Source organism: Nocardia sp. NPDC056100 (genome assembly GCF_042266325.1).
Taxonomy (GTDB): Bacteria; Actinomycetota; Actinomycetes; order Mycobacteriales; family Mycobacteriaceae; genus Nocardia.
The window spans coordinates 552,717-576,625 of the sequence record NZ_JBHJVY010000003.1 but is presented as its reverse complement, the minus strand read 5'-3'; the positions used below and the strand labels follow the sequence as shown (position 1 = coordinate 576,625).

24 protein-coding genes are annotated in these 23,909 nt (G+C 67.8%); 13 read left to right on the top strand and 11 right to left on the bottom strand.

Annotated features, from left to right (window positions below; genetic code table 11):
• Positions 1–57 precede the first annotated feature (57 nt).
• Positions 58–1,005: a DMT family transporter gene (locus tag ACFC0O_RS24810; protein ID WP_375961674.1), complete on the bottom strand. Its 948-nt coding sequence runs from the start codon at positions 1,003–1,005 to the stop codon at positions 58–60.
• Positions 1,006–1,128: 123 nt separating this feature from the next.
• Here ACFC0O_RS24810 and ACFC0O_RS24805 point away from each other — a divergent pair, with 123 nt between their 5' ends.
• Positions 1,129–1,836, top strand: a complete 708-nt coding sequence (locus ACFC0O_RS24805; RefSeq protein WP_364636978.1) for a hypothetical protein — start codon at positions 1,129–1,131, stop codon at positions 1,834–1,836.
• On the opposite strand, the gene ACFC0O_RS24800 is transcribed toward ACFC0O_RS24805, so the two are convergent.
• The 3 genes from ACFC0O_RS24800 to serS form a co-directional block, all read right to left on the bottom strand.
• Positions 1,814–3,100, bottom strand: coding sequence for an MFS transporter (locus tag ACFC0O_RS24800; RefSeq protein ID WP_375961671.1), 1,287 nt, complete (start codon positions 3,098–3,100; stop codon positions 1,814–1,816). The genes ACFC0O_RS24805 and ACFC0O_RS24800 overlap by 23 nt on opposite strands.
• Before the next feature lie 70 nt (positions 3,101–3,170).
• A complete protein-coding gene (locus tag ACFC0O_RS24795) occupies positions 3,171–5,039 on the bottom strand; it encodes a putative bifunctional diguanylate cyclase/phosphodiesterase (RefSeq protein ID WP_375961668.1) in 1,869 nt (622 codons plus the stop codon).
• Between the two features lie 33 nt (positions 5,040–5,072).
• Entirely contained in the window at positions 5,073–6,338 is a 1,266-nt protein-coding gene (gene serS / locus ACFC0O_RS24790) for a serine--tRNA ligase (RefSeq protein ID WP_375961665.1), read from the bottom strand.
• A gap of 200 nt (positions 6,339–6,538) precedes the next feature.
• Here serS and ACFC0O_RS24785 point away from each other — a divergent pair, with 200 nt between their 5' ends.
• The 6 genes from ACFC0O_RS24785 (at position 6,539) to ACFC0O_RS24760 (ending at position 12,345) form a co-directional block, all read left to right on the top strand.
• A complete protein-coding gene (locus ACFC0O_RS24785; RefSeq protein WP_375961662.1) occupies positions 6,539–8,122 on the top strand; it encodes a GMC family oxidoreductase in 1,584 nt (527 codons plus the stop codon).
• Positions 8,123–8,240: 118 nt separating this feature from the next.
• Positions 8,241–9,485, top strand: coding sequence for a septum formation family protein (locus ACFC0O_RS24780; protein ID WP_375961659.1), 1,245 nt, complete (start codon positions 8,241–8,243; stop codon positions 9,483–9,485).
• A 31-nt stretch (positions 9,486–9,516) separates the two neighbouring features.
• Complete coding sequence (locus ACFC0O_RS24775; RefSeq protein ID WP_375961656.1) at positions 9,517–9,858, top strand: metallopeptidase family protein; 342 nt, start codon at positions 9,517–9,519, stop codon at positions 9,856–9,858.
• A gap of 96 nt (positions 9,859–9,954) precedes the next feature.
• Positions 9,955–10,266 carry a PE family protein gene (locus ACFC0O_RS24770; RefSeq protein WP_364636966.1) on the top strand — a complete coding sequence of 104 codons (312 nt, stop codon included), beginning with the start codon at positions 9,955–9,957 and terminating at the stop codon, positions 10,264–10,266.
• Positions 10,267–10,280: 14 nt separating this feature from the next.
• Positions 10,281–11,462 (top strand): PPE domain-containing protein, encoded by a 1,182-nt coding sequence (locus ACFC0O_RS24765; protein ID WP_375961652.1) that lies wholly within the window; start codon positions 10,281–10,283, stop codon positions 11,460–11,462.
• Positions 11,443–12,345: an ESX secretion-associated protein EspG gene (locus ACFC0O_RS24760; protein WP_375961649.1), complete on the top strand. Its 903-nt coding sequence runs from the start codon at positions 11,443–11,445 to the stop codon at positions 12,343–12,345. The genes ACFC0O_RS24765 and ACFC0O_RS24760 overlap by 20 nt, the downstream gene beginning before the upstream one ends.
• A gap of 83 nt (positions 12,346–12,428) precedes the next feature.
• Here ACFC0O_RS24760 and ACFC0O_RS24755 read toward each other — a convergent pair whose 3' ends face one another.
• The 3 genes from ACFC0O_RS24755 to ACFC0O_RS24745 form a co-directional block, all read right to left on the bottom strand.
• Complete coding sequence (locus tag ACFC0O_RS24755; protein ID WP_375961646.1) at positions 12,429–13,091, bottom strand: histidine phosphatase family protein; 663 nt, start codon at positions 13,089–13,091, stop codon at positions 12,429–12,431.
• The gene (pheA, locus tag ACFC0O_RS24750) at positions 13,088–14,005 is read right to left on the bottom strand and encodes a prephenate dehydratase (RefSeq protein ID WP_375961644.1); all 918 of its coding nucleotides are present in this window, start codon (positions 14,003–14,005) and stop codon (positions 13,088–13,090) included. The genes ACFC0O_RS24755 and pheA overlap by 4 nt, the downstream gene beginning before the upstream one ends.
• 63 nt (positions 14,006–14,068) lie before the next feature.
• Complete coding sequence (locus ACFC0O_RS24745; protein ID WP_375961641.1) at positions 14,069–14,494, bottom strand: hypothetical protein; 426 nt, start codon at positions 14,492–14,494, stop codon at positions 14,069–14,071.
• 85 nt (positions 14,495–14,579) lie between these two features.
• On the opposite strand from ACFC0O_RS24745, the gene ACFC0O_RS24740 reads away from it, so the two are divergent.
• From ACFC0O_RS24740 to ACFC0O_RS24725, 4 genes are all read left to right on the top strand, one after another.
• Complete coding sequence (locus ACFC0O_RS24740) at positions 14,580–15,350, top strand: DUF2470 domain-containing protein (RefSeq protein ID WP_375961639.1); 771 nt, start codon at positions 14,580–14,582, stop codon at positions 15,348–15,350.
• A gap of 110 nt (positions 15,351–15,460) precedes the next feature.
• Positions 15,461–16,255 (top strand): CPBP family intramembrane glutamic endopeptidase, encoded by a 795-nt coding sequence (locus tag ACFC0O_RS24735; RefSeq protein WP_375961636.1) that lies wholly within the window; start codon positions 15,461–15,463, stop codon positions 16,253–16,255.
• Positions 16,256–16,304: 49 nt separating this feature from the next.
• Positions 16,305–17,915: an LCP family protein gene (locus tag ACFC0O_RS24730; RefSeq protein WP_375961634.1), complete on the top strand. Its 1,611-nt coding sequence runs from the start codon at positions 16,305–16,307 to the stop codon at positions 17,913–17,915.
• Between the two features lie 91 nt (positions 17,916–18,006).
• Positions 18,007–18,555, top strand: a complete 549-nt coding sequence (locus ACFC0O_RS24725) for a ferritin (RefSeq protein ID WP_375961632.1) — start codon at positions 18,007–18,009, stop codon at positions 18,553–18,555.
• A gap of 49 nt (positions 18,556–18,604) precedes the next feature.
• On the opposite strand, the gene ACFC0O_RS24720 is transcribed toward ACFC0O_RS24725, so the two are convergent.
• From ACFC0O_RS24720 to ACFC0O_RS24705, 4 genes are read right to left on the bottom strand one after another with little or no spacing between them, the layout of a single operon-like run.
• Positions 18,605–19,519 (bottom strand): DUF5926 family protein, encoded by a 915-nt coding sequence (locus ACFC0O_RS24720; protein ID WP_375961630.1) that lies wholly within the window; start codon positions 19,517–19,519, stop codon positions 18,605–18,607.
• Positions 19,520–19,572: 53 nt separating this feature from the next.
• Positions 19,573–20,340, bottom strand: coding sequence for a glycerophosphodiester phosphodiesterase (locus ACFC0O_RS24715; RefSeq protein ID WP_375961628.1), 768 nt, complete (start codon positions 20,338–20,340; stop codon positions 19,573–19,575).
• Positions 20,337–21,464 (bottom strand): DUF4328 domain-containing protein, encoded by a 1,128-nt coding sequence (locus ACFC0O_RS24710; protein WP_375961626.1) that lies wholly within the window; start codon positions 21,462–21,464, stop codon positions 20,337–20,339. The genes ACFC0O_RS24715 and ACFC0O_RS24710 overlap by 4 nt, the downstream gene beginning before the upstream one ends.
• Before the next feature lie 13 nt (positions 21,465–21,477).
• Positions 21,478–21,852, bottom strand: coding sequence for a rhodanese-like domain-containing protein (locus tag ACFC0O_RS24705; RefSeq protein ID WP_364636940.1), 375 nt, complete (start codon positions 21,850–21,852; stop codon positions 21,478–21,480).
• 293 nt (positions 21,853–22,145) lie between these two features.
• Between ACFC0O_RS24705 and ACFC0O_RS24700 the strand changes: the two genes are divergently transcribed.
• Positions 22,146–22,757 carry a hypothetical protein gene (locus ACFC0O_RS24700; protein ID WP_364636938.1) on the top strand — a complete coding sequence of 204 codons (612 nt, stop codon included), beginning with the start codon at positions 22,146–22,148 and terminating at the stop codon, positions 22,755–22,757.
• A gap of 234 nt (positions 22,758–22,991) precedes the next feature.
• Complete coding sequence (locus ACFC0O_RS24695) at positions 22,992–23,615, top strand: superoxide dismutase (RefSeq protein WP_364636936.1); 624 nt, start codon at positions 22,992–22,994, stop codon at positions 23,613–23,615.
• Positions 23,616–23,909: the final 294 nt, after the last annotated feature.

The window sequence follows — 23,909 nt, the reverse complement described above, 5'->3', positions numbered from 1 at the left end:
ACCGACCGTTCGGTCACCCGAGCGTGCGCCGTGCCGGACCTCGCAGCCGGTGGTCGGTCACTCCCGCGCGGCGATAGCCACCGCCACAAAGGTGAGAGCACAGCCGATGACCGCCAAGGTCGACACTCCAGACCCGGTCGGGGCGACCACATCGAGAGTCAGCGACATCAACAACTGACCCGCCACCGAGGTCAGGCCGAGCAGCAGCACCCCGATCCAGCGCACCACCAGTACCGCCAGCGAGATGAACACCACGCCGATCACACCACCCAGGTACAACCAGGGGGCACTGGGAAATCCATGCGGCCAACCACTTCCCGAGATCACGACGGCCTCGACAACCAGCAGACCCGCCAGGCCGGTCGCGAAGTTCGCCAGCGTCGCCGATCGTGGTCCGCCCACCGCGCCCACGCGGCCGTTCACCGCCTGCTGCCAGGCCACCCCGAAGCCCGCCACCAGCGGCAATACGATCAGCAATAGCTGCGGCCCGCCGCGCAACCCCTCCGGCACCGACAGCCCGCCCCGCTCACCTGAGCGCCCCGCCACCGACAGCGCGACCGCGACCAGCGCCAATCCCGCTCCCACGGAACGCAATAGGGTCACCGGCGTCCGCCCGCGCGGACCCAGCCCCACCCGATCCACCAGCAGACTGCTCGTCAACTGCCCGGCCACCACCGCGACGGTGAAAGCCGTGACCCCGATGGCCGCCACCGTGAGCCCCTGGCAGGCCACGAAGAACGCGCCGCACAAACCGCCCAAGAGCTGCCACCAGCGCAGTTCCCCTGCGCGCAGCGCATCCCACACCCGCCGCAGCCCGTCGCGCCCCCGCGCGCTCAGCACGACGATCGCACCCACCACCAGCAACCCGGACCCGAAACTGATGACCGCGGCGGCGACACCATCGCCCAGGCGCTCCCCCAACTCACCGTTCACGCGCGCCTGCACCGCCACACCCGCGCCGATGCAACCCCCGAACACCAATCCCGCTCGCCGTCGCCCAGTCACACTTCAATCCTCCCCGTGCCGACCGCCCGGCTTTTCCACAGCCCGGCCGGAATGGCGAGATGTGTTGCGCGGGAACGAAGCTGAGAATGGCCCGGGGCGGGGTGGGTCGGTTACGGTCGTTGCGTGACCGAATCAACAATCGGCGATACGCACGACGCCGAAACCTATCGGGTACTTGATGAAGCGTGGAATTCCTGGGGGCGGCTCGATAGTGATGTGATCGCGCATTTGATCAATCCCGCGTTCATGGGCGGGCCGCAGTGGCCCGCATTGCGGCAGGCACACGCCATTTCGCGGCGCGATGACGCGCTGCTGGTCGCCAGTAGCGGGCTGGCCGACCCCACCGAATGGGAGAACTCGGATCCGACGAATGGGTACGAATTGGAGGTGTTCGGGATATCGCCGGACATTCCCGCCGACAGCGATACCATTTCGGTGGCGACCTCCTGGTTGGGGCAGACCGTGATGACGGTGTCGAATCTGGTGGCGCAGTATGGATTCCGGGTTTCGGACATGCTGGAGCAGTACGGGGTCATCACCATTCAACTGGAGAACGCGCAATTGCCGCGCGCCGCGACCGGAACCTATCTCGATGAGGACGGTGCGCTGGTGGTCATGCTCGGCCTGATCGGCGATGAGCTACCCGGCACCGTACCCGGACCGCTGTCACCAATCCGGCTGGTCAATGTGAAACTGCTGACCGTCGCCGAAGGACGCTTCTGCGTGAACAATTCGATGGGCGACGCCGACGCGCGCCACGAACTCGCCCGGCGCTTCGCCGAACAGGGCGATGTGCTGCGGTCCAGCATCAATCGGCCGTCGGTGGTCTGACCCCCTCCCCACCCGGCAGCCAGGTCGGCAGCAGCGCGGCGATCAACAGCAGCGGGGTGCCCAGCGCCGCCACCAGCACCGGAATGGGCAGCCAGGCCGCCGCCACACCGGCGAAGATGAAGACGATCAGCGCGATCACCTCGGTGACCAGGCCGGACACCGAGGTGACGGTGGCCCGGGCCGGACCCTCGATGGCGTCCTGGAGCCGAGCCGAGGCCAGCACATCGGCGTTGTAGTCGATGCCGTACGCGATCGCGATGGCGGTGAAACCCACCGCGACAAGGGGATAGACGACACCGGGGTGCGCGGTGGCGAGACCGCACAGCAGCGCGCCGCCGATGAACAGTAAGCCGGCGATGCCCATCGCGATCGAAAAGGCCCGCGCCGAAACGCTTTCGGTGCGACCGGCCAGAGCGGCTCCCGCCAGCGCGCCCGCGACGGTCACACCGACCAGCACCGCCGATATCGACGGCGAGACACCGGCGTGGTCGGCGAGCAGCGCGAAGTACTCGTCGAACGCGGTGATGCCGTTCAACAGCGCCACCAGGATCACACCGCGCCGAATCACCCTGACATGCAGTGACTCTCGAAGTCCGGAACGCAACATGTGCGCATATCGCGATATACCGGCCGGAGTCGACGCTGCTGAGAGCGCAGCCGGCGCGGCATCGGGCTCCTCCTCCAATTCCTCTACGTCCGAAGCGGATACCACCTTCGGCGCACTCGGTAGTGCCACCGCCGACAGCACGTGGATGCCCGCCAGCACCACACTCGACCAGCCGACCAGGGCGTAACCGCCCCACGCGTACAGCGGCGCGGCCGCGAGAATGCCCGCGAGCGCGGCGGATTCGGCGGCCGCACGGGTGTAACCCATCAGCCGGGGATACGCCGAGGTCGCGGCACGGGCGGCGAGATCGTCATAGATCAGCGCCTCGAAGGTGCCCGAACGCAGTGCGCCCGCGGTGCCCCAGAGCACGAAGCCCGCCGCGAAACCCGCATACGACGGCAACAGCGTCCACACCAGGAAACCGGCCGTGAGCAGGACACCGGAAAGAATGAGCAGCCCGCGGCGCGATACCGTATCGGCCCACGCCCCCGAGGGCACCTCCAGCAGGAACGAGGTCGCCGACCAGATGGCCAGCAGCGAGGAGATCTGCGCCGTGCTCAGACCGTGGTCGGCGAACAGCAGCGCGTACAGGGCGTAATACGGAATCAGATCCGCCGTCAGCGCGAACAGCACCGCGCGCAGCGTGAGACCGCGCACCGGATCGGCGCGGCGATTACCTAGGAGTGCGAGCCGGGATCAACAGGCGTAGACGAGCATGCGCATGAGATCAACTCTGCGCGCCCGGCGCTCCCCCGTCAAACGGATTGTCGACCGGAATCCAGCCGTTGGTGTTCACCTCGTGCTCGGTGCGGCCCACCCCGACCAGACCGTGCCGGTCATTGAGATCGTTGATGAGCTCGGACACCGGATGCGAATCGCTGTAGTGGTACCCCTGCGCCAGCGCGAAACCCAGTTCGGTGAGCACCGCGGCCTGGTATTCGGTCTCCACACCCTCCGCGATCACCTGCAGGTCCAATGACTTGCTCAGCGCCGCAATGACTCCCAGCAGCGGCGGGGCCGGGGAATCGGAGCGGATGGCGGCCACGAAGGACTGATCCACCTTCAGGATGTCGCTGGGCAGCGTGGCCAGACGGCTCAAGGACGAATAGCCGGTGCCGAAATCGTCGATGGCGATGCGGACGCCGGTCTCGCGCAGCTTGTGCAGATTCGCGATGGCGGTCTCGGATTCGGCGGCGATCTCGCTCTCGGTCACTTCCAGGACCAATTGATCCGCGGGCCAGCCGGTATCGGCCAGAATTCCGGAAACCCGGTCGGCATAGGCGGATTCGGCCAATTCCAGGCCGCTCACATTCACGTTCAGCGTCAGATCAAGCTGGGCGAACGTCTCCTGCAACCGCATCGCGTCGGCGCACGCCCGGCGCAATACCAGCTCGTCCAGATCGGAGATGAGGTCGTATTCCTCGGCCACCCGGATCAGGCCCTCGGTGGTCACATCCGGTTGCGCGTGCGAGGACCAGCGCAGCAGCGCCTCCACCCCGACCGCACGGGTCGCACCGTCGGACAGGCTCACGATCGGCTGATACTGCACATCCAGGGTGCCGCGATCGATCGCCTCGCGTAGCTCCACCGCCAGCGGCAACTGCCGCGACGACTCCAGCACCGTGCGATTGCGGCCCGCCTGCTTGGCCCGGTACAGGCCCACGTCGGCGCGGCTCACCAGCAGCGAACCCGACTCACCCGGCTGCCACGAGGTGACACCCGCGGAACAACCCGTAGTCACCGCGGCGCGCAATTGCTCGGTCAGCAGAATCGCGGCCTGCTCGGTCGAATTCGGCAGCAGCAGTGCGAAAGCGTCACCGCCGTAGCGGGCCAGCCGCTGCTCCGGGGTCAGCAATTTCTGCCAGGTGTCACCCACCCGCTGCAGGACCGCGTCACCCGCGCGATGCCCGAGATGATCATTGATCTTCTGAAAACGATCCAGATCCACCAGCACCAGCGACAATGCCTGACCGGTGCGCTGCGCGTGCCCGATGGCATTGGCCAGCGCGCGATCGAAACCGCGCCGATTCAGCAGACCCGTCAGCACATCGATATCCGCGTCCGACGCCATCCGCGTGAGAATGCCGACCACAATGCCGATTCCGATGGTGATACCCGCCGGAATCAAACCCGACCACCACGGCAGACCGCGCGAGGGCACCACCCACAAACAACACAGCACCGCGAAAACCAGATGCGCGCCGAGCCATTTCCAGGCGAAGAAAATCGCGGCATCACACGCCACGAATACATAGAACGCGGCCAGACTGATCGCGCCGACGGTATTCGGAAACCAATGCACCGCAACGGTCACCAGCACCGTGGCCACCGCCACATAGCCGTGATGCACGTAATGCGGCATGCGCGGGCCCCAGAACAGCAGACTCACCCCGAGCAGCAATGCCACCAGCGCCGCACTACCCACCAGCGGCCGATTGCCCTCATCACCCGGAGCGACGGCCGTGATCACCAGACCAAGCACACCACCCATGACGTAGAACGCACCGGTGGTTCGAGCCATGACCATTGCCGTCGCCAGCGCCGAAGCCGTCCGCACCCGCGTTCGGGTATCGCCGCGAGACCCGATTCCTCGCACGCTGCCCAGCCTAAACGGTGAGTTGATATTTGCTCACCGGATCGGCTCGAGCACTTCGACACCCACGAACGGGACCAACGCCGCCGGGACCCGGACCGAGCCATCGGCTTGCTGATGATTCTCCAGCAGCGCGACGATCCAGCGGGTGGTGGCGAGCGTGCCATTCAGGGTGGCGGCGGTTTGCGGCTTGTTGTTCTCATCGCGGTAGCGGACATTGAGGCGGCGCGCCTGGAATGTCGTGCAATTCGAGGTCGAGGTGAGTTCGCGATAGGTCTCCTGGGTCGGAACCCAAGCCTCACAGTCGAATTTGCGCGCGGCCGAGCTGCCCAGATCACCGGCGGCCACATCGATGACGCGATACGGCACCTCGATGGCGGCAAGCATCTCCTGCTCCCAGGCCAGCAGGCGCTTGTGCTCCGCGTCCGCGTCCTCGGGGCGGGTGTAGACGAACATCTCCACCTTGTCGAACTGATGCACGCGAATAATGCCGCGGGTGTCCTTGCCGTAGCTGCCCGCCTCGCGCCGGAAACACGATGACCAGCCCGCGTAGCGCTTGGCGTTCGCCGCGCCCAGATCCAGGATCTCGCCCGAGTGATAGCCCGCCAGTGGAACCTCCGAGGTGCCGACCAGGTACAGGTCGTCCTCTTCCAGGTGATAGATCTCCGCCGCGTGCTGACCCAGGAAACCGGTGCCCGCCATGATCTCCGGGCGCACCAGCACCGGCGGAATCATCATGGTGAAACCATTCCTGGTGGCCCGCTGCGCCGCCAGCTGCAACAGGCCCAGCTGCAACAGCGCGCCATAACCGGTGAGGAAATAGAAGCGCGCACCCGAAACCTTCGCACCGCGTTCCATATCGATGATGCCCAGCGATTCACCCAATTCCAGGTGATCCTTCGGGGTGAAATCGAATTCGCGCGGGGTGCCGACATGCTCGAGCACGACGTAATCGTCCTCGCCGCCCGCCGGCGCGCCCTCCTGCACCACATTCGACAGCGCGCGCTGCGCCGCATCGAGCACGGCATCGGCGGCGTTCTCGGCGACCTCGGCCTCCTTGACCTTCGCCGACAACTCCTGACCCTGCGCCAGCAGTACCGGACGCTCCTCCGGAGACGCCTTGCCGACCTTCTTGCCCAGCGCCTTGTGCTCGGCGCGCAGACCATCGGCATTGGCGACGGCCGCGCGTCGCGCCGTATCGGCCGCGAGCAGGGCATCCACCAGGGCCGGGTCCTCGCCGCGAGCCCGCTGCGACGCGCGGACCACGTCCGGGTTCTCCCGCAGGAATCGAAGGTCGATCATGCGGCCCAGCCTATCGGGGCGGGGCCAGCGAATTTCCCTTAGGTCCAGGACCGGACAAATGCGTCAGCGCCAGTTTCCGCCCGATTCCCGCGTTCCGGTCGCCCTCATTCACAGGATCGACCAGAGTTGGGTCATGGGTACGGGCGGAACGCCGCTGCGCCCGCGCACGTATCCCTCGCCAGACCTCCCGAGGAGTCCCCATGCCCCAATACACGCCGAGCACAGTCGATTTCATCGTCGTCGGCGCCGGATCCGCCGGGGCGGCCGTGGCCGCTCGGCTCAGTGACCGGCCCGGCGTCAGCGTCGCCGTCGTCGAAGCGGGCAGCGCCGACCGCGATAAATTCGTGCACATCCCCGCCGGATTCTCCAAGCTCTTCCAGGGCGAGAACGACTGGAACTATCGCACCGAACCGCAAACCGAACTGCACGACCGCCAGGTGTACTGGCCGCGCGGCAAAATGCTCGGCGGCTCCTCATCGATGAACGCCATGATGTGGGTGCGCGGCTTCGCCGCCGACTACGACGAATGGGCCGAGCACGCCGGGCCCGGATGGTCATTCGAGCAGGTGCTGCCCTATTTCCAGCGCATGGAAACCGTCGAGGGGCCGGAGGGCAACGTCGGCGAGGGACCGCTGTACATCTCGCCGCAACGCAGTCCGCGGGCCATCACCCAGGAGTACCTGACCGCCGCGACCCAGGCCGGATTCACCCTCGAGACCGCGAATGCCGATGTGCCGCAAGGGTTCACGCAGACCATGGTGAGCCAGAAGCGCGGGGCGCGATGGAGCACGGCCGACGCCTACCTGCGGCCCGCGCTGCAACGGCACCGGGATCTGACGCTGATCACCGACGCGCATGTCACGCAGGTGCTGTTCGAAGGCAATCGCGCGGTCGGCGTCGAGTACCGGATCGGCGGGGAGACCAAACAGCTGCACGCCAAACGCGAGGTCATCCTGTCCGGCGGGGCGATCAACACACCGCAGCTGCTCATGCTGTCCGGTATCGGACCCGTGGATCAGCTGACCGCGCTGGGAATCCCGGTGCGGCACCACAATCCGGAGATCGGGCGCAATCTGCGCGATCATCTGGCCGCGCCCATCGTGTATCGCACCAAGGCGGGCAGCCTCTACGGCGCGGACAAGAACCTGCTCGAACTGGGCAATTACCTGCTGCGGCGGCGCGGACAGCTCACCTCCAATGTCGGTGAGGCATACGGATTCGTGCGCAGCCGCCCGGATCTGGACCTGCCGGACCTGGAATTGATCTTCGCGCCCGCGCCCTACATCGGCGAGGGACTCGGCGAACCCGACGGGCACGCGCTGACCTTCGCGGCGGTGCTGCTCAAGCCCGAATCACTCGGCGAGATCACGCTCACCTCCACCGATCCGTTCGTCGCGCCGCGCATCGATCCCAAGTACGTCTCGGAGATCAACGACCGCATCACGCTGATGGCCGGACTGCGCACCTGCGTCGAAATCGCCTCGCAGCCCGCGCTCAAGGAGCACATCGGAGAGCTCATGCAGCCCGAGATGCCCGCGAGCACGCCGATGGACGAGGTGCTCAAGCGGTGTTTGGACGCGCATTCGCACACGCTCTACCACCCGGTCGGCACCTGCCGGATGAGTTCGGACTCCACCGGCGTCGTCGATCCGGAACTGCGGGTGCGCGGGGTCGAAGGGCTGCGTATCGCCGATACGTCGGTCATGCCGATCATCACGCGCGGGCATACCCACGCGCCCGCGGTGCTGATCGGTGAGAAGGCCGCCGACCTCATCGCCGGATAGCGATCGCGGGGTAAATACGGTGTGCTGCGCCGGTTCCCACGCCGGGAACCGGCGCGTCGGGGTGCGAAGTTCAGTGGGACATGGCGGGGGCGATGCCGCGCTGACATGATGGACGGCGATGTCCGACGAACGAGTGCCTCCGCAGAAGCAGCCCGCGTGGCCACCCGCTGGTCCCCGAAAAGGGGGGTCACGGCGGGCGGGCAGGTCGGGTCCATCGTCCGGTCAGCCGGATCCGTACGGTCAGCCGGATCCCTCCGGGCGGCCGGGTCCCTCCGGTCGGTCAGGTTCGTCGGTTGGGCGGTCGGGGCCGCTGTCCGGGCTGCGATCGAAGCTGAGTACGGACGGTCCGCTGTCCGCGCCCACGCTGCGCTGGGGGCTGCTCGCCGTCGCGGTGGGTGCGGTGGTCGCCGCGCTCATCACCATGGTCGTCTCCGGCTTCGACTCCGGGCGGGTCGAGGCGCACACCCCGGGCGGAGCGCAGCCCACCGGGGCGGTCGCGGGCGCGGCCTTCGGCACCGCCAAACAGGGCGACTGCCTGAGCTGGAGCAAGAGCAATGCCAGCGATCTGGTGAAGGTCGACTGCGGCAGCAAGCACCTGTTCGAGGTCACCGCCGATGTCGATCTGAGCAAGTACCCGGGCCGCGAATTCGGGCCGGGCTCACGCTTTCCCGATTCACTGCGCTTCTCCGAACTGCGCGATGAGCACTGCGTCAGCGCCGCGCAGAGCTACCTCGGCGGCAAATTCGATCCGCGCGGCAAATTCGTCGTCGGCCTGATCAATCCGGGCGAAGCGGGCTGGAAGGCGGGCGAGCGCACGCTGCGCTGCGGCCTGCAGGTCACCGGCAGCGCGGGCACCGCGACGCATCCCATCTCCGGCAGCGTGCGGAACGTCAATCAGTCCAAGGTGTTCGACGTCGGCACGTGCGTGGGCATCGCCCGCAACCTGCCCACCGATCCGGTCGACTGCGCGCAACCGCACGCCTTCGAGATCGTCTCCACCGTCGACCTCGGCGCGCGCTTCCCGAACGGCGCGCCCAGCAAGGACGATCAGGACAAGGTCATGGAGGACCAGTGCGCCAAGGACTCCACCGACTACCTCGGCTCACCGGACGCGTTGCGCAACAAGACCCTCACGCTGTTCTGGGATTTCCTGGACACCCGCAGCTGGCTGGCCGGTAGTCAGAGCCTGAACTGCCTGATCGGCAAGGGCGCGGACCAGGAGGGCTTCGCCACCATCACCGGTTCCGCGCGCGGCGATCTGCTCATCGACGGCCAGGCACCGGTGCCGCCGCCGAACAACGGCCGCTACACCCCGCCGCCGCTACCGGGCGCGGCGCCGCCGGTCATCCCGCAGCCGCGGTGATCGAACAGAACGGCGCACCGTGTCGGTAACCATGTCCGACGAGCGCTTCGAAGAGCTCGTCGGTGACGCACTGGACCTGATTCCGGCCGAGCTGGCCAAGGCCATCGACAATGTGGTGGTTCTCATCGAACCGCGCAGCGACGAGGACCCGCACCTGCTCGGGCTCTATCACGGGATAGCGCTCACCGAACGGGACTTCAGCCACTACGGGGGCGCATTACCCGACACCATCACCATCTATCGCGAGGCCATCCTCGGTATGTGCCACAGCGAAGAAGAGGTGGTGGAAGAGGTGGCAATCACAGTGATTCACGAGATCGCGCACTACTTCGGGATTGACGACGACCGCCTTCATCAGCTGGGATGGGGCTGATCCGGGGTTGCGGGGAACCATTCAGCTAACCGGTGCGTCCAAGAATTCATAGCCGGTACCGCTGTCTGTTCCACACACCAGGAGGGGAGTCGCTTCATGGTCGGCCACGTCCTCGTGCAGCCCGAGGTCATTCTCGCCGCTGCTCTCGAGCTCGACCTGCTCGCCGAACGACTCTCGGCGGCATCCGCTTTCACCGCACCCGCCACCCACGTACTGCCCTCCGGCACCGAGGAAGTCTCCTTCCTGGCCGCCGCACACTTCAATCAGGCGGCATTCAGCCACGATCGGGCAACCGCCCAGGCCGTACTCGAACTGCATCACGCCGCCGCCACCCTGCGCACCCAGCTCGCCCAGTACCTGGTGCAGGACGCGGTGCGCGCGGCCGGTATCGCCGCCATCCAGGTGTAGAGGGGAACACTCGAATGACGTTGGGCATCACCGGGGTCTTCTGGCTCCCCCGCATGGCCGAGTTGAACTCCGTCACCTTGAACGCCGGGGCGCACGCCATACCGATCGCGGCCGCGGGCACCGCCTGGGGCGGGCTCACCGCCGCCTGGGTCGACGCCACCACCACCGTCGCCCGGGTCATGGCCGAGGTCGGGGTCGGGCTCCAGGGCATCAACGGACTGAACGTGCTGGGCCGCCTCACCGGATTCACCCTGTGGTCCGAACAGCAGAGCGTGCTGGCCGCGGCCATGGCCGCCAAGGCCGCCGCCAACGTGACCGCGTACACCGTGGCGTCGATCGTCATGCCGAGCCTGCCCGAGATCGCGGTCGTCGAAGCCGCGCGGGTGGCGGCGCATTCCACCGGTGGCGCGCTCAACGGCACCGCCGAAGCGGCCGAGGCCGCGAAACTCGCGCTCGATATCCGCGCCGCGCTGGTCATGGAGACCTACGAGGCCGCCACCACCGCGCTCGTCACCACGCCCGGGGAATTCTTCATGCCGCCCGCCATCGCCATGGGGGCCGGATCCGTCAATGGCGCAAGCGGTTTCGGCGACGGCTCCGGCGATCCGGTGCAGGCCGCGCTGGCCGCCGCGGCCGGGCTGGCGAACAACCCCGCGGTCCTCAGCGCCATGAGCCAGGCGGCCGAGGTGGCCGGGACCGTGGCCACCTCCGGTGCGACCACCGTCGGCAATGTCGCGAGCACCGCGATCACAGCCGTGGCCAATGGGCTTGCGCCGGGTCATATCGGGACCGCCATGCCCGGCGTCGGCGATGCGGGCCTTGCCACCGTGGGCGCGGGCGTGACCGGAGTGAGCACCAGCGCGGTTTCCTTCGGTGGCGGCGGTACGAGCGTGAGCATCGGAAACGGTGGCGGCGCACTGAAATTGCCCGAAGGCTGGGGTGCGGGCACCGGAATGCCGAGTGGCGCACCGGCGGCCCCCGTGGCCGTCGCCGAACCGGTGAGCGTCGCGCCCGCCGCGCAATCCGCCGCACCCGTGCGCGCCTCGAATTCCAGTCCGCTGCTGGGCAATCAGGCACAGCGCGATGAGGACGAGACCTACGACGGGCATGACTACGGGCGCTCGGTGGAACACTTCGCCGACGGCCGGGTCATCGCGCCCGCGGTGATCGGCGGCGATGCGATGGATGCCCGGTGAGCAGGGTCAGCACCGGTCCGGTGACAGCGGTCGGCGATTCGGCGGCGCAGCGGTGACCGTGCTCGGCGCGGGGCGCGGTCCGTCGCTATTGCGGTCGGTCACGCTCTCGCTCGACGAAATGCAGTATCTCCAGGAGGCTTTGGAGTTCGATGAGCTGCCCGTGGTGCTGAATGCCATGGGGCGATACGACAATGCCGCCGATCACGACACGGCCATGCATGCCGCGGCGACGGCATTGGCCGAACGCGATCTGCTCGACGGTGATCAGGTGCATCCGGAACTCGCCGAGCGGCTGCGCGTGCTCTACCGCCCGCACTGGGTGATCGCCCTGCGCTGGTACGTGAACGGCCAGGTCAACCGGTTCTGCCTGGCCAAAGGCGACGATATCGAAGTCGTCGCGCTGCGCGGCCCGCACTCCTACGTCATCGATACCGCCGGGCACGATCTGCCGGGCACGGTCATGGCTGCCCTCGGGCCCGCGGACCCGCTCGAGCTCGACGGAATGAACGCGCCCACAGCGGAATTGGCCCCCATCTTCGACGATGCGGGCGATGTCACCACCACCGCGAACCGCCTCGCCGAGGTCGGCAAACCGCCGCGCGACGCGAAAACCCTTGCCTCCGCACTGGTTCAGGTCGACTCGCACGCCGAGATCGCCGGCGTCATCTACGGTGACGGCACCCGCGACACCGCCGACAATCACATCGCCGTCTTCAACACCCGGCACGGCCGATTCCTCGCCACCGCCAGCACCGCCGACGACGGCACCAAATGGACATCGCTCGCAACGGGCACACCGGCCCGTCTGCGCACAGCGCTACAGGATCTGATCGCCGGTTTGCCTCTGCGCCAGGAGTTTCCGAAGTTCCGGGCACCCAGCTAGTCCACCACGTCGCCCCACCCCGTGTCTGCGCCCTCAACCCTGTCGGGGGTTTGTGCGCCATCGCGGCCTGTCGGGGCAGGCGGTCAGCCCATGGGGTCGTCGCCGGTGGGGGCGGTGTCCTCGCCGAAGGGTGGGAGGTAGCGGCCCCAGCGGGTGCATTCCCAGGTGCCGTCGGAGTGCGGCAGGAGCTCGATGGTGTCGGTGTTGTCGAGGTGGTTGTTGGCGGCGAAAAGCCTTGGGACCGAGGCTAGTTCGCGGGAGACCAGGCGCATTACCGCGCCGTGGCTGACCAGGATGACATCGTCGGAGTCATCGTCGGAGAGATACTCGTCGCGTAGGCGTTCCAGGGTGGGGACGTAGCGGTCCAGCACTTCCATGCCGGTCTCGCCGCCGGGGACGCGCTGGCTCAGATCGCCGAAATGCCAGGCGTGGTAGACGTCCTGGAAGGTTTCGTGCGCTTCGCGGGTGTTCAGGCCCTCGAGGTCGCCGAGCTGAACCTCCTGCATACCCTCCAGGGTTTCCAGCTTCACGCCGGTGGCGTCGGCGATATGGCCGCCGGTCTGGCGGGCGCGCAGGGCCTCGGAGGAGAAGAGGCGGCGCGGCGGCGTCGACAGGTTCGCGCCGAAGGTTTTCGCCTGCGCCACACCGCGTTCGGTGAGCGGCAGGCCGGGAAGCCTGGTGTCCAGGATCTTGGCGACATTGCCTTCGGTCTCGCCGTGTCGCACCAGGATGAGCTTGCCGGTCACAGGTCGGCCACCCCTTTCTTCAGGTCTGCCAGCCAGGCCGCCGCGGGTTCATCGGCGGGCGGCGGAGCACCGGTGGCCGAGGTCGCGGGCCAGGAGCCGAGGAACCGGATCCGGGCGGCGGTGCGGTGCAACGCCTTCAACGCCTCGGCGACCGCGGTGTCATCGATATGGCCGACGCAGTCCAGGTAGAAGCGGTACGTGCCCATGCCCGTTCGCGTCGGGCGGGATTCGATACGGGTGAGATCGATTCCGCGGGTGGCGAATTCGGCGAACGCGCGCATGAGCGAACCCGGTTCGTTCGCCAGCTCCAGCACGATCGAGGTGCGGTCCACCCCGGTGCGCGGCGGCGCGGGCTGCGGCGGCGCGACCAGTACGAAACGGGTCACCGCCGAATCCACATCGGCGACATCGGTCGCCAGCGCGGCCAAACCCAGGCGCTCACCCGCGAGCGCGGTCGAGACGGCCGCGTCCGCGTGCCCGGCCACCACGTCCTCGGCGGCGGCGGCATTGGAGGCCGAGGTGAACATCTCCGCCTCCGGCAACCGATGCGCCAACCAGATGCGCACCTGCGCGGCCGCGATCGGATAGGCGGCGATCCGCCGCACCTGCGAGAGTTCGATACCCGGCCGCGCCAGGATCGTGAACGCCACATTCAGTTCGGTCTCGGCGATGATCTGCAACCGGGGACCCAGCGCCAGCGCGTCCAGCGTCGGCGCGATCGACCCGTCCACCGAGGATTCGATCGGCACCACCGCACCGTCGACCTGCCCGGCGCGCACCAGTTCGATGGTCGCGCCCTGACTCGGGGCGGGGACACGCTCGACCGGCCCGCCGAAGGTTCCGGTGGACTCGAGTTTTGCGAGGGCCATCTCCGTGAAGGTTCCCGACGGCCCGAAATAGGCGATGCGCGGCACGGTCTAGACACTACTTGCGCACGCTGAGCAACTCCCTATTTTGAATCACTCCCTTACCTACCCCTAAGGCTGGAGCGCGCGCAGTCCCGCGGTGACGGCGTCCGGATCTGATGTCTCGATGGCGAGCAGCACGGTGCGCAGCGCTTCGACGGCGGGCTGTTTCAGACCCGACAGGAAGGGGAGGTCCGGGGCGGCGAGAGCGGTCGGTATGTCCTCGCCCATGAGCGCCGCGACGGTGGCGGCGACGATCGCCAGGGCGCGTTCGCCGGAATCGGTGCGGGCCACGAAACCGGTGTCGCCGTGCGCGATTCGGACCAGGAATTCCGCGACCGCCACATCGTCGACGCTCAGGTCGAGCACCTCGGCCGGGGCCGGATTCGCGCTGATGGGACGGATAAGGCCGTCCGTTATGCCCTGCACGGCGGGTTTCCCGGGGACGCTCAATTGCAGGATGACCGGTTCGGGGGCGGGGGCGGAATCATGCGGCACGGGGTCAACCGTACTGAGTCGATGGGTTGCGCAAGATCACACTCTGACTTAGCTTAGGTTTACCTAATTCATCATGGAGGTAGGCATGACCAACACGGCTCCGGTCGTCGCGCCCCACACCGCCGAGCGCGTGCACAGCGCCTGCGCCCACGCCGAGAGCGCGATGCTGGCCGTGCCCGGCCTCGACCCGGTACCGACCTCGGTGCATCTGCTGCGCCAGTGCGGCGACATCGTCATCGCCGTACCGTCCAATTCGGTTGCGGCCGTACTGGTTATGACCTGCGGCAATACCGGCTCGCCCGCCGTGCTCGAACTCACCGACCACGCCCCGCTGCCGCTGCGCGAACCCGTCCGCGCCCTGGTCTGGCTGCGCGGCTGGGTGCACGCGGTCCCCAGCAACACCCAGCGCGCGCTCGCCGCCGCCGTCGCCGAGGACCACCCGCATCCGGCACTGCTCGATATCGGCCACACCGCCACCCTGCTGCGGCTGGTCGTCGACTCCGCCGTCGTCGCGGACACCTCCGGCGCGGATTCGGTGACGCGCGAACAACTCCGGCAGGCGCATCCGGACCCGTTCTGCGCCATGGAAGGCGCGTGGCTGCAACACCTGCACGCCGACCACGCCGACGTCATCGACCGGCTCGCCCGGCATCTGCCGCCCGCACTGCGGCGCGGCGCGCTCGTGCATCCGCTCGCCATCGACCGGTACGGGGTCACACTGCGCGTGGAAGCCGTCGAGGCCGACCACGACATCCGCATCCCCTTCCCTACCCCCGCGCACGATGTCGAATCGCTCAGCCGCGCCGTACAGGCATTGGCGGCCAACCCTTTCGAGCACGGCCTGCACCGCATCTAGCCGAATTCGGTTCACCGGGCCCGACTCCCGGCCGGAACCACGCTGGGACGACGGAACCCCGCCCGCCCGCTCGGCGCAGGTGGTTTCGGTCGCGCGCATAGATTGGCGGCATGAATTCGGGAGCCGAGACCTCGGCCACGTGGCCCGCGCCCGCATCGACCGACGCCGAACGGCGGGCGATCCGGATCGAGATCGCGATTGTCCTGGTCGTCACGTTCGGGCTGAGTGGGGCTAATGCGGCGCTGTCGCTGCTCGAGAGCGCGCTCGCGCCGGGCGGGGTGGGCGGGCAGACCGTCGCGCTGAATCCGTCGCGGGCCGCGCAATCCGCCATCGATCTGCTGTTCCAGCTTTTGAGCGTGGCGCGGCTGCTCGGGTGGGCGGCGCTCGGGGTGTATCTGTTGTGGCGCAGTGGAATCGGGCCGCGCCTGATCGGCATCGCCCGTATGCGGTGGCGGGCCGATGTGCTGCCGGGGCTGGCCTTGGCCGCGATCATCGGGATTCCCGGGCTCGGACTGTATCTGGTGGCACACGCGCTCGGGGTGAGCGTCACGATCGTGCCCGGCTCACTGGATCATTGGTGGCGGCTGCCGGTGCTGGTGTTGAACGCCTGGGCGAATTCGGCGGCCGAGGAAGTGCTGGTGGTCGCGTATCTGATCACCCGATTGCGGGCGCTGGGCTGGTCCGAGAACCGGTCGCTGCTGGCCTCGGCGCTGCTGCGCGGCAGCTACCACCTGTATCAGGGACTCGGCGGCGGTATCGGAAACCTGGTGATGGGACTCATATTCGGGCGCTACTGGCAGCGCACCAACCGGCTCTGGCCACTGCTGCTGGCGCACGCGCTGATCGACACCGTCGCCTACATCGGCTATTCCGTACTGCGCGGACACGTCTCCTGGCTGCCGTAATGCGATTGGAATGAACCCTCGAGCGGGTGGAATCAGTAGAGTTCCGGTGATGAACGGCGACGACCCCCAGCAACACGCACGGATGCGCCGGGAGCCGCCGCCGAATCGTGCGAGCCAGCCCCCGGCCGGACCCGCACGGCCCGGAGCAAACCAACCGCAACCGCCGCGGGCGCAGCCGGGCGGACCACCGCGCGCGGGACAGCCACCGCAGCGGAACCAGGGTCCGGCGGCACGCGATCCGGGTGCGCGGCCGAATCCGAATCCGCGCCAGGGTGATCCGGCCGCCGGAGCGCACGGCCCCACCCACAAGATCTCGCGTGACGAGCCGAGACCAGCACTGGCCTGGTCGGAAGTCCCGCCCACCATGAACCGGCCGCCGCAACGCAATCAGCCGCCGCAGCGGAATCCGGGTGCGGCACCGGGCAATCAGCCACCCCGGCGCGAACCGGGTGCGGCACAGCGCAATCAACCGGCGCCGCGGGAACAGGCTGCGGGACAACGCAATCAGCCACCCGGCGCGGGACAGCGCGGGGCATCCCAGTACGAGCGGACACGCGTGGCCGCGCCCATGGGGCACGCACCCACGCAGACTCCGCAACCCTTCCGCGAGGATTCACCGCCACCACCACCGCCCGCGCTGCCGCCCAAACGCGGTGGCGGTAAAGGCGGCGGCGGTGACCGTCCGCCGCGCGGGCCCAAGCCGAAGCGCAAGCGGCACTGGTTCCGGTGGATCACGGCGCTGCTGCTGATCGTGCTGCTCACGCCGATCGTGGCGGGCATCTACGTGGATACGCATCTGACCCGGATCGACGCGCTGCCCGGCTACTCCGGGCGGATCGGCGACACGCCCGGGACGAATTGGCTTCTGGTCGGCTCGGACAGTCGCACCGGGCTCACCGCGGAGCAGGAACAGGAGCTCGCCACCGGCGGTGAGGTCGGCTCCGAGCGGACCGACACCATCATCCTGGTGCACCTGCCCAAATCCGGGCAGCCGACGCTGGTCAGCCTCCCGCGCGATTCCTACGTGGCCATTCCGGGGCATGGAAAAGACAAGCTCAACGCGTCTTTCGCGTTCGGCGGCGCACCGCTGCTGACGCAGACCGTCGAACTCGCCACCGGACTGCGCATCGACCATTACGCGCAGATCGGCTTCGGCGGGTTCGCCGATATCGTCGACGCGGTCGGCGGGATCGATATGTGCCTGGACCAGGCGATCAACGATCCGCTGGCGGGTATCGACCTGCAGGCGGGCTGTCAGCATCTCAACGGCGCCGAGGCGCTCGGGTTCGTGCGCTCGCGCGCCACCGCCCGCGCCGATCTGGATCGCATGCTCAACCAGCGCAAATTCCTCAGCGCCCTGTTGAAGAAGGCGACCAGCGTGGGCACGCTCGCCAACCCGTTCCGGTCCTGGCCGCTGATACAGGGCTTGACGAAAACCTTGAAGGTCGACGAGGGCTCGCACGTCTGGAACCTCGCCCTGCTCGGCAAGGCGATGGCGGGCAATCCGATAGCGACAACCGTGCCGGTCGGTGGGTTCGAGGATGTGGACGGCAGCGGCAATGTGCTGCTGTGGGACAAGACCCGGGCGGGTCAGTTCTTCGACGCCCTGGCCGCGGATAAACCCATCCCGAGCGATTTGATCACCACCGTCGGAAATTAGCGAAATTAGGCAAGTATTGCCTCAATAAGGCTGTACTCAATAAGGCTGCACTTGGATGACACGCGCTCTGACCAGGGTTAATGTCATCCGCATGTCCAGCCGAACCCAAACCAAGAGCAGCAAGTTCCACGCCCTGCTGCAGGATCAGATCCGCAACGAATTCAATGCCGAGCGTCAGTACATCGCCATCGCATTGTGGTTCGATCACGCCGATCTGCCGGTCCTGGCCAAGTACTTCTACAAGCAGGCCGTCGAAGAGCGCAATCACGCGCTGATGATCGCGCAGTACCTGCTCGATCAGGATTTCGTGGTCGAGGTGGCCGACAACAGCGCCGCCAAGTCCAGCTTCGAGAACGCCAAGGAGCCGATCGCGCTCGCGCTCTCCCAGGAGCAGACGGTCACCGAGCAGATCGTGGCGCTCGCCAAGACCGCCCGCGAAGAGGGCGACTACCAGGGCGAGCAGTTCATGCAGTGGTTCCTGAAGGAGCAGGTCGAGGAGGTGGCGACCATGAAGACCCTCCTCACCGTCGCCGAGCGCGCCAGCGCCAACATGTTCGACCTGGAGAACTTCGTCTCCCGCGAGATGAGCTCGCCGAAGGACGCGTCCGGCTCGCCGCACACCGCGGGCGGCTCGCTCTAGGGACATACGAAAAAGGCCCGGTTCCCTTGCGGGACCGGGCCTTTCGCTATCAGCGCAGGGTGACCTGGCGCGAGCGCAGGCCGTCGCGGGAACGGCGGATATCCGAGGTCATCGGCTCGTCGTTCTTCAGCGCGGCCGCCAGGCGGGCGCCGAATTCCTTTGCGGCGGGCTCCCATTCGGTGGGGTGGCGCTCCGGATCCAGATCGAACACCGGCACCAGCAAACCGTGGGTGCGGAACGAGCCCGCGAAACGCGAACCCTCACCCAGGTTCAGTTCACCGGCCGCGTGCAGGCGCGCCAGTGCCACCATGAGCGCGTCCTCGTCCTCCGGGCGCACCCAGCGCAGATGCGCCTTCTCACCGGCGTCCACCCACCAGGCCGCGCCGATCGCGTCCGCGCCCAGGTTCAGGCGGGCCGACGGCATGATCGCCTGATTGGCCTGCTCGATGGTGGCGGCCACCTGCGGATCCGGGGTGACGCCCTCCGGCACCCACCAATTGAAGTCCTGATGCACGGTCAGATCCAGCGCGGCGTTGTCGAGAACGTCCGAAAGGCTCGGCGCGCCTTCGACACTCGCGGCCGCGAGCGAATCGCCCGGCTCCGCGGACTGCGTCCACAGAATCGCGGTGGCGAGATCGGCGGCCGGATTATCCGACTGGAACTGCACCTGCGTGCCCACGAACCCGACCGGCTCATCACCGGCGCGCACCAGCGCGGCCACCGCGCCCGGCAGCACCGTCGACAGCGTCACCGCGCGCTCGGCGGCCACACTCGGCGACAACTTCAACGTCGCGGTGGCGGAAGGCACGAACTCCCGGAGCGCCACCAGATCACACTCGGCGGCCAAGCCCTCGAACGGGCGCGTCACGACCTGCGACGCCGCCTCCTGCGCGGCGCGGCGCTCGGCCAGCTTCTGCGCCCGGTTACTGTCCGGCTTGGGACTGTTGCGCTTGCTCTTACCCATAGCTGGCAAACGTACCGTGTCCGATTGAGCGGGCTGCGGTGCGGCTTATCGAATCAGGCGACGGGGAGCAGGCCCTTGGTGCGGCCGGGGTGGTTGGTGGCTATCCAGCTGACGCCGAGGTCGGCGCAGAGGCGGACGTCCTCGGGGTCGTCGACGGTCCAGACGTAGGTGGCGCGGCCCGCGGCGGCGGCCTTGTCGACCAGGTCCGGATGTTCGCGCAGGGTGCGGACCGAGGGGCCGATGGCGGTCGCGCCGACCGTGGTGGCCGCGCCGCCCGAGAGGTAGAGGGAGGATTCGCCGAGCAGGACCGTCGGCAACAGGGGCGCCGCGCGGCGGATGCGCCACACCGCCGTGGCGGCGAAGGAGATGACCACGGCACGGGAATGGTCCGCCGAGGCCGGGGCGGCGATGCCGTAGCGCTGCAATTCGGTGAGCAGGGTGGTTTCCACCAGCGCGCCGTAGCGGACCGGATGCTTGGTCTCGATGAAGAGCTTGGTGGGGCGGCTCTTCCAATCCAGCACCAGCTCAATGAGTTCGGACAGCGTCAGCACCGGGGACGGTTCCTCGGCGGTGCCGAAGTTCAGGGCGCGGAGTTCGTCCAGGGTCATCTCGCTGACCGCGCCGACCCCATTGGAGGTTCGGTCGACGGTGCGATCGTGCACGCACACCAGCTGACCGTCCTTGGTCAGTCGGATATCGCATTCGACGCCGTCGGCGCCCTCCTGCAGCGCGAGATCGTATGCGGCGAGGGTGTGTTCGGGTCGCGCCGCCGACGCCCCCCGGTGCGCCACCACGAATGGTGCGCGGCTCTCCCGGCTCACTTCGCCAATACCTCCTCATGCTTCGATTCCGGCGCGCCGTCGGCCGCCGCGTTCGCGGTCGCCGGATTCGGTGCGGTCGCCTCATCATTCCCGACCGCGTCCAGCGGCGCGCGCCCGGCGGAACCCGAAGCCCGCTCGGCCGCGGGCCGCACCGGCGCGATCACCGGGACCGCGGGCGTGGTCGCGGGCAGCCAGCGCTTGACCGTATGCGGATTACCGCGCAGGTCCAGGCCCGCGAACGCGCGCACCAGCCACAGCGTCAGCACCGCGACACCGGCGGCGACCAGATCGGCCCACATGCTCACCAGTACGCCGTCCGCCCGCACCTGCAGGGAGGCCGCGAACCGGTACAGCGTCACCGCCACCACCAGCACGCCATTGAGAATCCAACCCGCCCACCAGATCCGGACCACGCGCAGCAGGCGCGGCTCCAGCTCGCCCGCGCGGATCGTCTCGGTGAGGAAAACACCCGGCCACAGCAGATTCACGCCGGGAATCAAAGAGCCGAGGAACAATTCGGCGGGATGTCGCGGATCCGTCCGGCGCACACCGGCATACGCGGTGCGGCGCACCTGCACCAGCCAGCCGACCAGTGCGACCGCGGTCAGCAGCGCCACCAGGGCGGCCGCGATCGCGGAAACCGTCACCGCGCCATCGGAAACCCACAGCTGCCAGGGCGGGATCAGGCGGGTGCGATTGCGCAGCAGAATGCCGTACCGGCCCAGTTCGGCGAGCGCGGCCAGACCGAAAACGACCGCGGTGGTGAGCAATAGCCGCGGTACGCGCGCGGCCAGGGCCTCGAGCCTGCCCACCGGTGTGGTGGTGGCCGCCTCGGAGACGCGGTCCTGCAGTCCCCAGCGCGGAATCTGCGTGTAGTGCGGGGTCTGCGCCGCCACCGGCTGCCGAACGGGCTGCGCCGGTTGCGTTTTGCGGCCGGGCGGGCGGGCCACCCAGCGGTAATTACGGCGAGCGGGCGGCGCGTCCACGGCCGCGGGCGAGAGCAGTACGCCGTGGCAGCGCGGGCACCAGTGCAGCGGTTTGCCCTGCACGGCCCAGCGCGCCCCGCAACGGGCACACGGCTGAACCACCGTGGATCGCTGATTCGCCACATTCCCCCCGTTCATCGGCTGCACCTCACTAGTAGATCTTCGCCGCGGCCGGATCGTCACCCGTGAGGGCACGCCCGGCCTGCTGCCACGCGACCATGCCGCCGGAGACCATGACCGCTTCGAAACCGACGCTCTCCAGGTACTGCACCGCCTGAACCGAACGGCCGCCCTGCCGGCAGATCACGTAGATCTGGGCGTCGTAATCCAATTCGTCCAGGCGCGGGGGCAGGTCGACGAGGGGGATGTGCAGGGCGCCGGGCGCGTGGCCGAGCCGCCATTCATCGTCCTCGCGCACATCCACCAGCAGCGCGGGTGCGGATGCGGTGGTCGCCCAGGGCTCGGCGGCGTCGAACTCCGCGGGCACCTCCTCGATCGGAACCGAGGGAATATGGGGACTGGTCACGCCTTCGATCCTGCCACGGGCACGCGAGGGACGTGGAGTTCCGTCCCGAGTTATCCACATAATCCACAACCTGATCCACAGGTTGAGAACTGTCCGGAATCTCCAGCCGTGCGGTTCGTAATGCCGGGTCAACCGTTCCGAAATGTCCCCTCCACGTCTCGGAGCGGCCGACCCGACAACTGGTTGGACGGCGGCGGATCCCGATCGGTTCCGTTCGCTCCCGAAAAAAACGACAACACTACAGAAAATCGGAAATCCTCAGCCGGTACAGGCAAGATCGGTAGCCTGGCGCTATGACTGTGAGCAGGGGGCTACTCGACGGACTGGACATCACCGGACTCAACACCGCACTGTCCGAGGCGACCTGCCTCGGAATCGACGTCGACGCGGCGGCCGGAACACTACGGCTGGAACTCGACGTTCTGACCCTCCCGGAAAGCGGGCCACCGCCCGCCGACTGCGATCTGTACCTGACCCTGACCGGGGTCACCCGCGTCGCCGCCTCACTGCGCAGGCAGCGCTGGGACGACCTCGAACCGGTCGTACTGCCCCTGGAACTCGACGGCCTGCACGACGCCGTCAGCAGCTTCGGCGGCGGCGCGCTGCACGGCTGGGAATTCTTCGACCTCAGCGACCGGGCCTGGACCCAGTGGCGCAAACTGCTCAGCTTCGACACCGTGCTCGATGACCGCCCGGCCGCGCACATGCTGGAAATCTCGCAGGAAGAAGGCATCGATCCGCGCGAACTCGATGTGCGGGTGTGGTTCGACGGCATGGTCGTCACCGATCAGCAGGGCGCCGAACTGCCGCTGACCGAATTCATCGCGGGCGGAGTGCGCTGGTGGCAGGCGCACGACGCGGGCGATCCGCGCACCATGAAGCCGAATATCGTGCCGCCGCTGTAACTTCCGGACAGCCCCCGGCGCAGAACTGGGCCGCACCGTCACTCGCGGTGCGGCCCTCACCATGCGCACCCCCGATTGCGATCACGGGCAGTCCAAGGGTTGGGATAACCCGCTGTACACCGGAATGTGGGGGCAGACACCCCGGTTGCCATGAAGCGGGTGTACGAATGATGGTTGGGTGCGCCGGGCACAATCGCCGAGGGCACACAGCCCCGACACTGAGGAAGGGACATCGTGGCTGAGTACACGCTGCCAGAACTGGAATACGACTACAGCGCCCTGGAGCCCCACATCTCCGGGCAGATCAACGAGATCCACCACAGCAAGCATCACGCCGCCTACGTCGCGGGCGCGAACGCCGCGCTGGAGAAGCTGGAAGCCGCCCGTGAGGCGGGCGATCACGCCAGCATCTTCCTGAACGAGAAGAACCTCGCGTTCCACCTCGGTGGCCACGCCAACCACTCCATCTGGTGGAAGAACCTCTCCCCCAACGGTGGCGACAAGCCGGTCGGCGACCTGGAAGCCGCCATCGACGACCAGTTCGGGTCGTTCGACAAGTTCCGCGCGCAGTTCACCGCCGCGGCCAACGGTCTGCAGGGTTCGGGCTGGGCCGTCCTGGGTTACGACACCCTGGGCCAGAAGCTGCTCACCTTCCAGCTGTACGACCAGCAGGCCAACGTGCCGCTGGGCATCATCCCGCTGCTGCAGGTCGACATGTGGGAGCACGCCTTCTACCTGCAGTACAAGAACGTCAAGGCCGACTACGTGACCGCGTTCTGGAACGTCGTCAACTGGGCGGACGTGCAGGATCGTTTCGCGCGCGCCGTCACCCAGGGCAAGGGCCTGATCTTCGGCTGATAGGCCGGGACTTCGTGGGGGCTCCGGCTCCCACACCCCTGCCGGGACACCCCGAGACACGCCCGACGTGATCACGGGTTCGGGGACCCGGTGGGCAGAGAACCTGGGACGCAGCCCTGGATTTTCAGCGCAGCAGCCCCGCGAATCGATTGATTCGCGGGGCTTTTGTGTTGTTCGGGGGCGTGGCGGCCGGGTGCTGGCACTCTTTGGTACTTGTGTGCCAGACATAACCGGGTACAAACTCGGGTACTACTAGGACGGGCATAGCCGCCCCGGATTTCTTCACTTCGGGAG

Excerpts from the sequence above, each read along its gene's own strand:
- ACFC0O_RS24775 (WP_375961656.1), top strand. The coding sequence starts at position 9,517 with ATGTCCGACGAGCGCTTCGAAGAGCTCGTCGGTGACGCACTGGACCTG.
- serS (WP_375961665.1), bottom strand. The coding sequence starts at position 6,338 with ATGATCGACCTTCGATTCCTGCGGGAGAACCCGGACGTGGTCCGCGCG.
- ACFC0O_RS24740 (WP_375961639.1), top strand. The coding sequence starts at position 14,580 with ATGACCAACACGGCTCCGGTCGTCGCGCCCCACACCGCCGAGCGCGTG.
- ACFC0O_RS24780 (WP_375961659.1), top strand. The coding sequence starts at position 8,241 with ATGTCCGACGAACGAGTGCCTCCGCAGAAGCAGCCCGCGTGGCCACCC.
- ACFC0O_RS24760 (WP_375961649.1), top strand. The coding sequence starts at position 11,443 with ATGCGATGGATGCCCGGTGAGCAGGGTCAGCACCGGTCCGGTGACAGC.
- ACFC0O_RS24765 (WP_375961652.1), top strand. The coding sequence starts at position 10,281 with ATGACGTTGGGCATCACCGGGGTCTTCTGGCTCCCCCGCATGGCCGAG.
- ACFC0O_RS24725 (WP_375961632.1), top strand. The coding sequence starts at position 18,007 with ATGTCCAGCCGAACCCAAACCAAGAGCAGCAAGTTCCACGCCCTGCTG.
- ACFC0O_RS24720 (WP_375961630.1), bottom strand. The coding sequence starts at position 19,519 with ATGGGTAAGAGCAAGCGCAACAGTCCCAAGCCGGACAGTAACCGGGCG.
- ACFC0O_RS24785 (WP_375961662.1), top strand. The coding sequence starts at position 6,539 with ATGCCCCAATACACGCCGAGCACAGTCGATTTCATCGTCGTCGGCGCC.
- ACFC0O_RS24700 (WP_364636938.1), top strand. The coding sequence starts at position 22,146 with ATGACTGTGAGCAGGGGGCTACTCGACGGACTGGACATCACCGGACTC.
- ACFC0O_RS24770 (WP_364636966.1), top strand. The coding sequence starts at position 9,955 with ATGGTCGGCCACGTCCTCGTGCAGCCCGAGGTCATTCTCGCCGCTGCT.
- ACFC0O_RS24735 (WP_375961636.1), top strand. The coding sequence starts at position 15,461 with ATGAATTCGGGAGCCGAGACCTCGGCCACGTGGCCCGCGCCCGCATCG.
- ACFC0O_RS24710 (WP_375961626.1), bottom strand. The coding sequence starts at position 21,464 with ATGAACGGGGGGAATGTGGCGAATCAGCGATCCACGGTGGTTCAGCCG.
- ACFC0O_RS24730 (WP_375961634.1), top strand. The coding sequence starts at position 16,305 with ATGAACGGCGACGACCCCCAGCAACACGCACGGATGCGCCGGGAGCCG.